Source organism: Micromonospora sp. USAFONa4 (genome assembly GCF_057197825.1).
Genome location: NZ_CM170072.1, coordinates 5,954,575 through 5,967,578, shown reverse-complemented (window position 1 = coordinate 5,967,578; position 13,004 = coordinate 5,954,575). Strand labels below are relative to the sequence as shown.

The following is a 13,004-nucleotide window of genomic DNA, read 5'->3' as shown; positions in this document are numbered from 1 at the left end:
CGTCGACTCGCCTGCCGTCCCGGAGCCGCCCCGACGCCGTGGTTGTCCGGTGCCCGGACAGTGCCGTCGACAAGTGCCGAGCCGGGTCCTGGCACCCGGCTCCTCTGGTGGGGGAGACACCTGATGTCGCACGATGAACTGTCCATACTGCTCCTGGGGCCGATCCGGACCCAGCGCGGGGACACGCACCTGTACCTGGGCACACCACGGCAACGGGAGGTCCTGGCGGTGCTGGCGCTGCGCAGCGGCATGGTGATGTCCGTCGCGCAGATCGTCGACGGGATCTGGGCCGGCCGCCGGCCCGACTCGGTGGAGAACATGGTGCACACCTACATCGGCCGACTGCGCCGGGTCCTGGAGCCGCCCGGCCGGCGGCCGGCCCTGGCCCGGGTGCTCCGGTCCACCCGGCCCGGCTACACCCTCGACATCCCGTCGGACGCCGTGGACATCATCCGCTTCGAACGGGACGTCCGGGCGGCCCGCGCCGCCCGGTCCCAGGCGGACCTGTCCCGATCGCTCTACCTCTTCCAGCGGGGCCTGGCCCACTGGACCGGCCGGGCCCTGCACGAGGCGACCGGCCCGCTCGCCGAGGCCGAACGCATCCGGCTGACCGAGCTGCGCCAGGACGTCCTGGAGGAGGCGACCGGCGTACGGCTCCTGCTCGGCGACGTCGAGAACGTGGTCGCCGAGCTGCGCTGGATGCTGGCCGAGCACCCGATGCGGGAGCGGCTCTGGGAGCTGCTGCTCGTCGCGCTCGGGCAGAGTTCCCGGCGGGCGGAGGCGCTCACCGCCTTCCAGGACGCCCGCAGCACCCTCTCCGACCGGCTCGGGGTCGAACCCGGGCACCGGCTCCAGGACCTGCACCGCCGGCTGCTGCGCAGCGAACCGGTGACGGTGTGGCCGTGGTGGGAGCGCCGGGTCTCCGTCTGAACGCGGGGCCGGGGGCCCGGGGCGCGCGGGACGCCCGACGGGCCCCTCCCCTGCCCCGGCAGCGGCCGGCGCCGGCAGGGTTCAGCCCCGCGGGGCGGCCACGGGGGTCAGGACGAAGAAGGCGCCGGTCGCGCCGTCGGCGCAGTCCGTCGGCAACCGCGTCGCGACGTCCAGCCCGCAGCCGCGGATCACCTCGACGAACTGCTGGGACCGGTCGACGTCGTAGATCTGCACCATGATCCGGCCCCGCGCGGTGAGCATGTCCGGCAGCCGGCGCAGCAGGTGCTCCGCCTCCGCCACCGAGAGGTAGTAGATGACCTCGCGCAGCAGGATGGCGTCGTACCGCTCCAGGCTCCGGTAGGCCCGGATGTCAGCCACCTCGTACGACGCGTCCGGCCGGGCAAGCGACCGGGCCACCTCGATCGCCCGGCGGCTGATGTCCACGCCGTGGTAGTGCCGATACCGGCCCTGGGTCAGGGGAAGGTTGGCGCTGGTGCCGCAGCCGAGGTCGAGGATCGTCGGGCGCGGGGCCCACGTCTCGATCAGCGACAGCGGCATGGCCCCGTCGCCCGCGCCGTCCAGGTAGCCCCAGAAGCCCAGCGCGTACTGGGTGTCCCAGAGCGCCGCGTTCAGCCTCGTGCTGCGGCGCACCAGCGCCCGGACCGGGACTCCGACCAGCCGTGCCATCGTCCGCAGTGGCGCGATCGACATGCTGTCACCAACTCTCTGTCCGACTCAGCCTCGGACTCAGGTGACGGGCCGGTCAGCCGACCGGCGCCGCCCGCTCGACCGGGCCGACACGGCGCCGGTGCATGTACTGGGCCACCAGCAGCCCGCCGCCGCCGACCGCCACCTCGCTCAGCGCGCAGACCAGCCGGCTGACCAGCACCACCGGCGTCGCCACGGTCACCGGCAGCACGGTGGCCAGCCCGACCATGAGCACCGCCTCACGTACGCCCAGGCCGTCCGGGGCGACCATCACCACCAGGCCGGCGACGGTGGCCGCCGCGAAGCCGGCGACGCAGATCAGGTACGACCGCAGGGGCGGCGCGCCGGCAGCCACCGCGAGCAGCCACAGGTGGTGCCCGGAGACGAGCCAGGACAGCGACTGCGCGGTGATGGCCCGACGGAGGCCGGCCGGGGACGCGGCGACCTGCGGGGGCGGTCGCCGCAGCAGCCGGGCCGACGCACCGAGCCCTCGGTTGAGCAGGTCCGGACGGACGAAGAGCACGACCAGCGGGACCGCGGCGAGCAGCAGCCACCCGGCGGCGCCCGCCAGCAACGCCGGCCCGGCCGCGAGCGCGACCGTCGTCCCGGTCATCGCGACCACCGCCCAGCTGAGCAGGAACACCCCGGCCAGCCGGACCGGACCCACCTCGATCTCCCTGCCCATCCGCAGCAGCAGCGGCAGGGCGACGAAGCGGCCCGGGACGAACTTGGCCAGGAACCCGACGAAGAAGATCCGGTACGCCGTCCACCGGTCGACCGCCGCCCCGAGGTCGACGAAGAGCGCCCGCCACGAGGCCAGCCCGAGCAGCAGCCCTGCCGAGTTGATCAGCATGGCGGCGGCCAGCGCGGCGGTCACCCGGACGGGGTCGAGGCGGGCGGCGAGCGTCGCCACGGGCGTCCAGTCCTGGGCGCGCACGAACAGCACCAGACCGACGGTCAGGGCTATCACGAAGGCCGCGGTGAGGACATGGTTGGCGAGCCGCCACCAGCGGGCCCTCACCGCTGCGACACCGGGGTCACCCGACGGGCGCGGCCGGCACGGACCCGCCGCAGCAGCGCGCCACACACCCCCAGCCCCATCCCGACGAACTCCGTCAGGTGCGTCAGCCACCGTAGCCCCAATGCGTAGAGCAGGAACCACGGACCGCGGTGGCGCAGGGCGAACGCCAGCAGCTCCCGGTCGGCCACGACGAAGGCGGCGAGCGGGCCCAGCGCCAGCAGCGCCAGCCGGGGCGACACCAGGGCCAGCGACGCGGTGCCGACGGCCAGCGCGCTTGCCGCCATGCCCACCACCGCGGCGAGGTCGACCCGGTGCGGCGTCCGGCCCGCGCCGTCCGCGCCGGCCACCGGCCGCTCCCAGCGGGCCACGACCACGGCATCGGCGTACGTCACCGCACGGCGGAACAGCTCCGACAGGTACAGCCACAGCCGGTCCACGTCGTCGTGGCGGCCGACGATCTCGTCGCTGGCCCGGATCTCGTAGCGGCTCGGCAGGCGGGTGCCGAACTCCACGTCCTCGGCGTCGCGCAGCCGCTCGTCGAAGCCGCCGACCAGCTCGAAGACGGCCCTGGGCACGGCGGTCAGCGCAAACATGGTGGTCGCCGTCACCCCGGTGGCCCGGCGCCGCCAGAAGTGCTCGAACAGCGTCTTGTACGCCTCGACCGGCCCGTCGTCGTGCAGCGGGCGCAGGTCGTAGATGCCCTGCACCACGCCGCAGTCGGGGTGCGCCTCGAGAGTGCGTACCGCGGCGGCCAGCGCGCCAGGCGCCAGCGCGATGTCGGAGTCGACGAAGAACAACACGTCGCCGGTGGCGCGGGCGGCGCCGGCGTTGCGGGCCGCCGAGACGCCCCGGTTGACCGGGAACGCCACCACCGCGCAGGGGAACCCGGCCGCGATCCGCCGCGACCGGTCCGTGCTCGCGTCGTCGACGACGATCACCTCGGCCGGCGGCGGGCTCTGGGCGTACACCGCCGACAGGCACTCGTGCAGCGTCCGCTCCTTGTTGAAGTTGGGGACGACCACGGAGATCCTCACCGGATCCGGTCCTCGATGGCGTCGGCGCGGGTCACGGTCTCACCGTCCCTCTCCTGCGGTCGGTCGTGCCGGGGCGCGGCGGGCGCCGGCCCGGTCGGGTCGGCGCCCGCCCGCGGCCCACCGGGACGCCGGGCCAGCACGCCCAACGCCACGAGCCCGACCAGCACGTACGCGTTGCTGTGCAGCAGCTCCCAGCCCCGGAAGTGCAAGTCCTCGCCGCGCAGGCCGACGAGGATCCAGGCGGCGCTGGCCACGCAGATCGTCCAGAGCAGCGCGCCGGCCAGCGCTGCGGCCCGGTCGGCCCGCGTCCGGGCCCGCGCCGCCAGCAGCACCAGCGCCGGTACGCACCAGACCCAGTGGTGGTGCCAGGAGACCGGCGAGACGAGCACGCCCGTCGTCGCGCAGGCGAGCACCCCGCGCAGCTCGTCTCCGACGCGGGCGCAGCGGGCCGCGACGACGATCCCCGCCACCGCCGTCAGCGCCGCCACCGGCAGCCAGACGGCACGCACGTCGGCGACGTCGCCGAGGCGCGCCAGCGCGCCGTGCAGCGACTGGTTCAGGACGGTGCGGGGATCGTCGGTGACCCGCGCGGTGTCGAGCAGGCCGCCGCCCCAGAACCTCGCCGAGTCGCTCGGCCGCCAGGCGAACCCGAGCCCGACGGTGGCGGCGAACCCGGCCAGTGCCACCCCCGCCGCGCGCCACCGGCCGGTGCAGAGCAGGTACGCCACGAAGATCAGCGGGGTGAGCTTGATCCCTGCGGCGATGCCGACGCCCAGGCCCCGCCAGCGGTTCGCGGGGCCGGAGGTGAGGTCCAGCAGCACGATGAGCGTGAGGAACAGGCCCACCTGGCCGACCTGGAGGTGACCGGCCACCGGGAACATCGGCAGCGCCGCGACGGTGCCCGCCAACACCACGCCGGGGGGTACCGGCGGGCCCGCGCCGGCGGCGCGCAGCGCCACGCGCACCACCGCGGACAACGCGACGACCGAGGCCAGCGTCCAGAGCCCGACGCCGACGGCGGTGTCGACGTACGCCAGCGGTTGCAGCAGCAGCGCGGCGAAGGGCGGGTACGTGAACCCCAGCGCGATGCCGTCCGCGCCCCGGTGGGCGACGTCGTAGAGCTGCCCGTCGCCGCCGGCAGCGGCCAGCGCGCCCGTCCGGTAGGCCGCGAGGTCGCCCCAGAACCGGCCGGTCGCCCGGTACACGACGACCGCGGCGGCGGCCACCAGCACCGGAAGCAGGAGCAGGGCGGTGGCCGGGAGCGCCGGGCCGGGGTGACGTCGCGGCCGGGAGCCGGGGTCTGGTGCCGACGAAAGGGTCATCACCGATCTCCCCCTTCAGGCGTCGGCGGGAGAACGGTAACAATCGATCAGTGAATGCATCCTGTAACTGGTCTGGATTACCCACCGTCCACAGCGGCCGGATCGACACCGGCCGCCGCGCGCATACCGCCACTACCAGGGGTAACCTGGGCGCGCGACCCGTCCGGAGGCGGTCGGGTCGACCTCGCTGGGTTTTGCCGCCGGCCCGGTCTGTCCTTCAGTGCCCGGCGCCGGTCAGGGCTCGACATCGACTGAGGAGACAGACATGGCGGTAGGAGTGTTCGCGGGCATCCCGGTGGGCGACTATGCCAGCGCCCTGGAGTGGTACACGCGGCTGCTCGGTACTGAACCGGCCTTCTATCCGAACGACACCGAGGCGGTCTGGCAGTTGGCCGAGGATCGGTACGTGTACATCATCCAGGATCTCAACCGGGCCGGCGGGGCTGTCAGCATGATCTGGGTCGACGACCCAGTCGCCGAGGTCGCGAGGATCTCCGCACGGGGCTTGGAGCCGGTCGATGTCGAGAAGCGAGCTGAGCGGCATCATCTTCGTCCTGGACGAGCCTGGGAACGGGCTGCATCCGGCGGACAAGGCGCACCTGCTCGACATCGCCCTGGAGCTGCGCGAGGCTGGTAACACGGTGCTCCTCGTCGAGCACGACCCTGAGCTGATCGCCCGAGCCGACTGGGTGATCGATTTGGGGCCAGGAGCGGGCCGGCTCGGCGGTGAGGTCCTGGTGTCAGGGCCTCCCGCGGACGCGGCCGCCCATCCGACGTCGCTGACCGGGCGGCATCTGGCCGGCGAGGGGCCGCGGCTGTGCCGGACGCGTCGCCCGGCCGGCGCTGACATCGACTGGGTGGAGCTGCACGGCCTGCGTGCGCACAACGTGACTGCGGACCTGGTGCGTTTCCCTACAGGTCGGCTCACCTGCCTGACCGGGGTGAGCGGCAGCGGTAAGAGCAGCCTACTCAGCGCACTCGGGGCGGGCGTGGAGGCCGCCCTGAACGGGACGGCGACCGACACGGTGCGGGAGGTGACCGGCATCGAGGGGTTCAGCTGGGTCGCTGTCGTCGATCAGGAACCGCTCGGGCGGACGCCGCGATCCAACCCGGCTACGTACAGCAAGGCGTTCGACATTGTCCGTAAGCTATTCGCCGAGACCTGTGCAGCGCGCGGGCACGGGGTCAACGCCTCCTGGTTCAGCTTCAACACCGCGGGCGGCGGCCGCTGCGAGACCTGCACCGGTTATGGCCGCAAGCTGGTCGACATGCACTTCCTGCCGGATGTGTGGGTGGTCTGCGACACGTGCGAGGGCCGGCGTTACAAGCCGGAGGCTTTGGAAATCAGGTACCAGGGGTTGGCAATCGATCAGGTGCTGGAACTGACCGTCGCCGAGGCCGTGGAGCAGTTCACCGAGCCCCGGCAACTCGCAGAGACCCTGGGAGCCTTGAACCAGGTCGGGCTCGGCTATCTCCAACTCGGCCAGAGCGCCACCGAGTTGTCCGGCGGCGAGGCGCAGCGGCTGAGGCTGGCGTCCGCCATCCAGCGCGGTGCTGCGAGCCGCAAGGCCGGCCTCGTCGTTCTCGACGAGCCCGTCTCGGGCCTGCACCCCTCTGACATCCAGCAGGTGGTGGATGCGCTCGATGTGTTGCTCGACTCGGGCAACACCGTCGTCGTGGCCGAACATGACATCCCCGTCGCCGCGTCGGCGGACTGGGTGGTCGACCTCGGGCCGGGAGCCGGGCCGCACGGGGGCACGGTGGTCGCAGAGGGCACCCCGGACGACGTCGCGACGGCGGACACCCCGACCGCGGGCTTCTTCCGGCGGTACGCAGCGGGCCTGCCGCTCTTGGCCGTGCGGAACGACGCGCGCTGGTGAGGGGTCGGGACGCACTACGTCACGGCTGCGCTGTCGTCCCGCCTCTTACATCGACCTGGCATTGGACGCGCGATGACCCAACCGTTGACCCCCCGCGCCATCGTCGCGTGTTCGGTCACGCAGTCTGGACGGTGAAGGCCAGCGCCGCCGAGCAGATCACCAACATCGCCGTCGCGTTCAGGAACAGGTTGCGGCCGAAATCGCGGGCGCGGACATGCGCCGATATCACTACCACGAAGTTTCCAAAGACCGGGTGGCCCTGCGCTGATCGAGGGGTCCTATCCGGGACGTCCCAGCAGTGCCGTGGCCAAGGCGACCTGCGCCGGATCGAGCGTTGCCCTGCCGTCCTCGATGTCCCACAAGGCGTTCTGCAGGACGCGGCCGAGGGTCCAGCCGGCCGCGCGTCGGCGGTCCAGGCCGAGGACCTCGGTGAGCTGATCGAAGCGACGGAGTACGGCACGTGTCACGTCGCCGGACGCGACCACCGTGTCCCAGCGGCCGTCGAGTGCCGGCCACAGGTCGAAACCGGGGTCACCGGCGAGAAGGCTCCGGGTCGATGGCCAGCCAGGGTTCCCGTTCCCCGGCGAGGACGTTGTCGTGGTGCAGGTCCCAGTGCAGCAGCCGGTCGCCCGGTTCACCGATCAATTCGGCCACGGCGGACGCGCACGAGCGCACCAGCTGCTGTTCGGCGGGGTCGCGCAGGGCCGCTACGGCCTGTGGGGCCTGGTCGAGCATGGCGGCGGCGATGTCGGACAGGTGCCGCAGCCCCTCGGGGGCGGGCGCCGAGGTGAGACGGGCCAGCAGCTCCGCCAAGACCTGGGTGGCCGTCTGATCGTTGTCCATCGTGGACAGCGTGTGGGCCGCGTCCAGTCGTTCCAGCAACTGGGTGCCGCTCTCCTCGTCGTAGTCGAGCAGGCGCACCGCGCCGTTGCCCTTCCAAGCCCGCAGGCCGATGACGGCCCCGGCGGTCTCCTCCCGTGGTTGCTGGAACTTGAGGACGGCGGGTGTGCCGTTGGCCTGGGTTACGGGCAGGACCAGCGAGGCCATGCCGTGCGCGGCCGGACCGTCGAGCCGCAGCCGCCAGCGGCCCAGAACGTCGCCGCCCAGCCGAGGCAGCTCGGCGGTCCACGCCTGCGCTGAGCTGCCGTTTGCGCCGTACGATACGGCGAACGCCTCCGGAACCTCAATGCGACTCGGCGTGCTCATGGGCGCGGGCCGGCGCCCTGCAGCAGGGCGTCGATGATGCGGGCGGCGAGGGCGTCGGGGTCGGCGTCGTCCGCGTTGCTGCGCAGGGACTCGCCGACAGGCGCGTAGTAGACCCGGCGCACCCAGTCGAGGTCGGCGGCCTCGTCGATGAGCTTGTTGTCCTGGGCCCGTTTCAGCACGGTAATGCGGTGGCGGTCGATGCCCTCATGGAGACAGCAGCCTCGCTGTCCGGGCCGGTCGGCAGTTCCAGGGCGAACGCCGAGGCGCTCTTGACCTGGAGCACGTTGGCGGTGCGGCCAGAACGTGCGCAGCTCGGTATCCACACTGCCCCGACTGTACAGAAGCTGGGGCAGCCATCGGAGCACACCTGCGCGAGCCGGCGCCGCCGAGCTCAGAGCGTGTTTGAGAAGTTGAGTTGTTGATCAAATTTACAACTCCTAACTCTGTGAGCGTTGGAGTCGGCGCCAGCAGATGATGGCGCAGGCGAGGGTGAGGAAGGCTTCGTGGATGTCGTCGCGGATCTCCCAGCGGATGCGGAGGCGGCGGAACCAGTGCAGCAGGGCGATGGTCTGTTCGACGACCCAGCGTCGGGTGCCGAGTCCTGACCCGTGGCCGGTGCCGCGTCGGGAGGCTTGCCGCCCGGGACCGATGCCGCCGGGGCGGACGGGGTGGCAGCAGCGGTGCGATCTCGGCCCACAGTTCATCCGAGACGATCCACGGCGGCTGCTCACCCCTCCTCGCGTTCACACAGAACGATCCTCACGTCCCGAGGACACGCCCAACGTCATTTCGTTAGGAGTTCTTAGATCCGCCCTGCACCGGCGCGGTGGGGACGCTCAACCTCCGCGTTTCGGCTTTCGCACAGCCGGGTCGTGAGGCGTCGGCGGCGGTCGCCGATGGCGTCGGTCAGCGGGTCTTCTTCGTTGCTCGCTTGCGAGGTGGGGTCAGCAGGTCGGCGATCGTGGCGATGGCGGACGGTACCAGGCGGTAGTAGGCCCAGACCCCGCGCTTGTCACGCTCGAGCAGGCCAGCCTCGGTGAGGATCCGCAGGTGGTGGCTGACGGTCGGCTGGGAGAGTCCGAGGGGCGCGGTGAGGTCACTGACGGACGCCTCCCCCTGCGGGGCCGACTGGATCAGGCTGAGCAGTCGCAGCCGGGCCGGATCGGCGAACGCCTTCAGCACTCCCGCGAGCCGTTCGGCATCGGCGCGGTCGATCGGCTCGCCGGCGAGGGGCGAGATGGCGGGCGTCGCACTCTTCACAGTTCCCACGTCATGCATCGTTGCAGCTGACACCGTCGATCGGCTGGTGAACGAGGGCAGGATCACCCTGAGTCTGCGTGCGGGCCCACCCCTTCTGCCGTCCCGGCATTTTGACCTTTGGATCCGGGGGGTGTCGTGCATGCCCGGGTCGGGTGATGTGGCATGGCTGGGAGTGGTGGCGGTTGTTCTCCCCGGCGGAGTACACCCCGCTGCCGGGGTGGGGCGTGCTGCGGCAGGAGGGCGAGGACTTCCCGACCGTCGGGCACGTCGTGGACTATCTGCGGGCCTACGAGCTGCGGTACGACCTTCCGGTGCACCGGCCGGTCCGGGCTCAGGAGGTGCGGCGAGCCGGGGAGCGCCTGGCGGTGCAGACCGACGCCGGGGAGTGGCTGGCCCGGTACCGCATTTCGGCCACAGGGACGTGGGAATGCCCGCGGCCAGGCATCTCGCCTCGAGCGAAATGGCCGCCTTCTTGAAGGACGCTTCCGCCCGGCGCCAACAGCACAAACTTCCATCACCAAGTGCAAGCCGCAGGGCTCATGCGACGAACCGGCGCGCGTAGTGGGCGTTTGTTTATTAGCGGCGACTACATCTGTGGAGCATGGTCTGATCGGTTGCCCACTATGCTTCCTGCGGGCTTAAGCCTGACGGTTATTGCGACAGACCTGAACGACAGTGACCTGGCGGCGACTATCCGAGAGCTGATCACGGTCCCAGGTAGCCGAATCGTCAGCAGCCATCTCCGCCATCGCTCCGGTGAGACGCCGGCCGAACGGGACCGCCTGGACCCCCTCTCAAGGGACCAAGTCGACCTCGAACAGGACGTCCGTCGCGAAGCAGAAGGATGGCTGAGTAAGCTACCTCAAATGCTCAATCTGCCCGTCTCGCTCTAAACGCCAGCAGCCGGGCCAGTGCCGCAGCCTGTACTCCGTGAGAGTCTTCGCCGCGTCGTCAGGGGTTGATGGGGTATCCATTTTCCGATTCAGTGTGGCATCCGTAGCCCGGCGGAGAAGGCGCCCCGCAGGTCGACGTATCCGTTGATCCGCCGCACGATCGCGGCGTAGTGCGCCCGACGCGGGGCGGGCACCACTGGGTTACTCAGCGCGGCGGTCAGGTCGACGACGCGGGCCGTCGGCCGGTACTCCATCCAGGTTGGCAGCACGGTCACGGCGGTGACCTCCCAACCGCCGGACGGGGTGCGAGTGAAGGTGAATTCAGGCACAACCGCGTCCTGGGTATTTTCCGCCGAGCCGTCACTGAACCGGGTGGTCAGGTTGCCCATACCGTAGGCGACCCACTTCGCGCCGACCTTCTCGAAGGGCTGCACCACGTGCGCATGATGGCCGATGATCAGGTCGATGTCGGGCGAGGACAGTAGCCGGGTCGCGAGGTCGACCTGATCGGCGTTCGGTTCGTTCTGGTACTCCGTACCCCAATGCATCGACAGGATGACGATCTCCGCGCCGGCAACGCGGGCCCGCCGTGCTTCGGCGAGGATGGCGTCCGCGTCGATCAGGTTGGCCGCCCATGGTCGTCCGGGTGGCAGTGGGATGTCATTGAAGCTCAAGGTGTACGAGAGTTGTCCGATCTTCACGCCGCCCACGTCCATGACGTTTGGGCGTTGGCTCTCCGCCGCAGTGCGGGCCGTGCCCGTATGCCGCAGGCCCACCCGGTCGAGGTTGTCGAGAGTGCGGGCGATGCCCTCGGCTCCGACGTCCAGTGAGTGGTTGGATGCGGTGGAACAGGTGTCGAATCCTGCCCATGCGGCGGCGTCGGCGAGTGCGGGGGGCACGCTGAAGTTCGGCCAGCCGGTGAACGGACCGCCAGGCTCGGCCAGGGGCGTCTCCATGTGGCAGATGGCCAGATCGGCGGCGCTCACGCGGGCGCGGACCCCGGCGAGCACTTGGGTGAAGTCGTGCCCATCGCGTCCTGCTCGGCGCGCATCGGCGGCTGCCTGCTCGGTGAGCGCGGGGTGTACGAGCAGGTCGCCGGCCGCCACCACAGTGAGTGTGGTTCGGGGTCCGGGGCTGGTGGCGGCGGTGGAGGAGTGGGGTGGCCCGCCTCTAGGCTCCCTCTCCCCCGCGTCACAGCCGCCCGCCAGAACAGCGATCATGAGCACTACCAGAGTTGACATTACCCTCATATCAGCACACAATGCCGCCCCTTCGAACAGTGGACGGTCTCTCCGAGAACGCGGCCCTGCCGGCCGAGCTGGTCCGCCGGTTGGTGAGCTACCGGCTCGCTTTCGGCCACGTCGCCAGACGCGCCGACCTGACCCCGGACGTGATCGAGGAAATCCTCGCTCGGGCCATCACTGGCTGCTGCACTCGCTCGCGCTCAACCGCCAACTACCGCACGCCGTCCGGATGCGGCTGGCCGCCCACACCGATCCCGCCATCCGCACTGCCCTGGTGGTGGACGCCCGTGCGCGCCCCGCGAGTTTGTACGAGCGACTCATCGACGATCCGGACACACAGGCGCGCGAACACCTCGCCGAACGCGAATACGTACCGGCCAAACTGCTCGCCCGGGACCCTGACCCAACGGTCCGGGCCACGCTCGCGCACTGGTGGACGCCGGCCCGAGGCTGTTCGGCGGATCCTGCTCACCGACCCCGTAGACGAGGTCCGTGCGACGGCCTGCTTGACCTACTACGCGCGGCTGCCGCACCCGGTGCCGCCGCCCGACCTCACGGAGGGACTGCTCGCTGATCCAGCCTCCCGCACCGGAGCCGTACGCCACGCAGTCCTGACCCCGAAACCGGCCGCACGGCTGGCTGACGATTTCGCCCACCAGGTTCGCCGCCAGGTCGCCGAGTACCCGCAGCTTCCCCCACCAGTGCGGGACCCGCTCATAGAGCAGAGGAAGTCATCCGTGGCAGCACCGAAGAAGTACCCCGACGAGCTGCGTGAACGTGCGGTGCGCTTGTATCGGGAGTCGGACCCGAAGCCCGTGATTCGCCAGCTGGCTCACCAGCTTGGGGTGCATCACGAGGCGTTGCGGAACTGGATCCGCCAGAACGAGGCCGACTGCGGTCAGCGTGACGACCGGCCCACGACCTTGGAGGTGGAGGAGTTGCTTCGCTGCGGCGGGAGAACGCCGAGATGAAGCGGGCCAACGAGATCCTGAAGGCCGCGTCGGCTTCGCTGCATGGCCGGCCGATTCTGGCCCGAGCCGACACCGCGCTCATCGAACTGCTCAGAAGGTAGTCCCGAGCCTGGCCGACGTCGACCTCTCCACCGAAGCGATGACAGATCGCTCCACTGCCACCGGCCGAACTCGTTAAGACCAGGACCGGCGAGGGCCGGCGATCCTGCCCCGCATGATCGCCGAAACACCCGACGTGTTGACAGCTGGCAGCATCTACAGCGCTTGACGCAGAATCAAGAGACCACATGCCACTTCATCCGGGATGCGGATGAAGCCGCAGGTCAGAGCGTTGTTCAGCGCGCACGCCGACGACCAAACGTCCACGCGGTTACCGCCAATAAAGATCATCCGTTACCGGATGTTACCGCCGCGACCAGAGAAGATCTTCATCTTCCCAGGTCAACCGGTCGGGACGGCCGGATTCGAACCGACGACCCCTTGACCCCCAGGACGCTTCGCCACACGTCCACACGTCACACACGCTATCCCCAAG

Annotated in this window: 11 protein-coding genes and 2 pseudogenes; 4 read left to right on the top strand and 9 right to left on the bottom strand. The window is 70.7% G+C overall.

The genetic code is table 11. From position 1 onward, the window contains the following. Positions 1-123: 123 nt before the first annotated feature. The gene (locus AC0OO9_RS26370) at positions 124-930 is read left to right on the top strand and encodes an AfsR/SARP family transcriptional regulator (protein WP_484513115.1); all 807 of its coding nucleotides are present in this window, start codon (positions 124-126) and stop codon (positions 928-930) included. An 81-nt stretch (positions 931-1,011) separates the two neighbouring features. Here the strand turns inward: AC0OO9_RS26370 and AC0OO9_RS26365 are convergent, their stop codons facing one another. Genes AC0OO9_RS26365 through AC0OO9_RS26350 form a run of 4 tightly spaced genes read right to left on the bottom strand, consistent with a single transcriptional unit; the run spans position 1,012 to position 5,015 of the window. Next, positions 1,012-1,641 (bottom strand): class I SAM-dependent methyltransferase, encoded by a 630-nt coding sequence (locus AC0OO9_RS26365; RefSeq protein WP_484513113.1) that lies wholly within the window; start codon positions 1,639-1,641, stop codon positions 1,012-1,014. Positions 1,642-1,693: 52 nt separating this feature from the next. Next, positions 1,694-2,659, bottom strand: coding sequence for a lysylphosphatidylglycerol synthase domain-containing protein (locus AC0OO9_RS26360; protein ID WP_484513112.1), 966 nt, complete (start codon positions 2,657-2,659; stop codon positions 1,694-1,696). Next, positions 2,656-3,693, bottom strand: a complete 1,038-nt coding sequence (locus AC0OO9_RS26355; RefSeq protein ID WP_484513110.1) for a glycosyltransferase family 2 protein — start codon at positions 3,691-3,693, stop codon at positions 2,656-2,658. The genes AC0OO9_RS26360 and AC0OO9_RS26355 overlap by 4 nt, the downstream gene beginning before the upstream one ends. Then, the gene (locus tag AC0OO9_RS26350) at positions 3,690-5,015 is read right to left on the bottom strand and encodes a glycosyltransferase 87 family protein (RefSeq protein WP_484513108.1); all 1,326 of its coding nucleotides are present in this window, start codon (positions 5,013-5,015) and stop codon (positions 3,690-3,692) included. Before AC0OO9_RS26350 ends, AC0OO9_RS26355 begins: the two co-directional genes overlap by 4 nt. Before the next feature lie 461 nt (positions 5,016-5,476). On the opposite strand from AC0OO9_RS26350, the pseudogene AC0OO9_RS26345 reads away from it, so the two are divergent. After that, positions 5,477-6,895, top strand: a pseudogene (locus AC0OO9_RS26345) (excinuclease ABC subunit UvrA); the annotation flags it as partial. 278 nt (positions 6,896-7,173) lie between these two features. On the opposite strand, the pseudogene AC0OO9_RS26340 reads toward AC0OO9_RS26345, so the two are convergent. The 4 genes and pseudogenes from AC0OO9_RS26340 to AC0OO9_RS26325 form a co-directional block, all read right to left on the bottom strand. Next, a pseudogene (locus tag AC0OO9_RS26340) lies at positions 7,174-8,101 on the bottom strand (aminoglycoside phosphotransferase family protein). Beyond that, positions 8,098-8,280, bottom strand: coding sequence for a hypothetical protein (locus AC0OO9_RS26335; protein ID WP_484513107.1), 183 nt, complete (start codon positions 8,278-8,280; stop codon positions 8,098-8,100). Before AC0OO9_RS26335 ends, AC0OO9_RS26340 begins: the two are co-directional and overlap by 4 nt. Positions 8,281-8,538: 258 nt before the next feature. Next, complete coding sequence (locus AC0OO9_RS26330; RefSeq protein ID WP_484513105.1) at positions 8,539-8,805, bottom strand: transposase; 267 nt, start codon at positions 8,803-8,805, stop codon at positions 8,539-8,541. 202 nt (positions 8,806-9,007) lie between these two features. Further along, the gene (locus tag AC0OO9_RS26325; RefSeq protein ID WP_210822093.1) at positions 9,008-9,379 is read right to left on the bottom strand and encodes an ArsR/SmtB family transcription factor; all 372 of its coding nucleotides are present in this window, start codon (positions 9,377-9,379) and stop codon (positions 9,008-9,010) included. A 137-nt stretch (positions 9,380-9,516) separates the two neighbouring features. On the opposite strand from AC0OO9_RS26325, the gene AC0OO9_RS26320 reads away from it, so the two are divergent. Beyond that, positions 9,517-9,837, top strand: a complete 321-nt coding sequence (locus AC0OO9_RS26320) for a hypothetical protein (RefSeq protein ID WP_484513103.1) — start codon at positions 9,517-9,519, stop codon at positions 9,835-9,837. A 506-nt stretch (positions 9,838-10,343) separates the two neighbouring features. Here AC0OO9_RS26320 and AC0OO9_RS26315 read toward each other — a convergent pair. Continuing rightward, positions 10,344-11,360: a CapA family protein gene (locus AC0OO9_RS26315; RefSeq protein ID WP_484513101.1), complete on the bottom strand. Its 1,017-nt coding sequence runs from the start codon at positions 11,358-11,360 to the stop codon at positions 10,344-10,346. Between the two features lie 875 nt (positions 11,361-12,235). Between AC0OO9_RS26315 and AC0OO9_RS26310 the strand changes: the two genes are divergently transcribed. Continuing rightward, positions 12,236-12,469: a transposase gene (locus tag AC0OO9_RS26310; RefSeq protein ID WP_484513099.1), complete on the top strand. Its 234-nt coding sequence runs from the start codon at positions 12,236-12,238 to the stop codon at positions 12,467-12,469. Positions 12,470-13,004 lie beyond the last annotated feature (535 nt).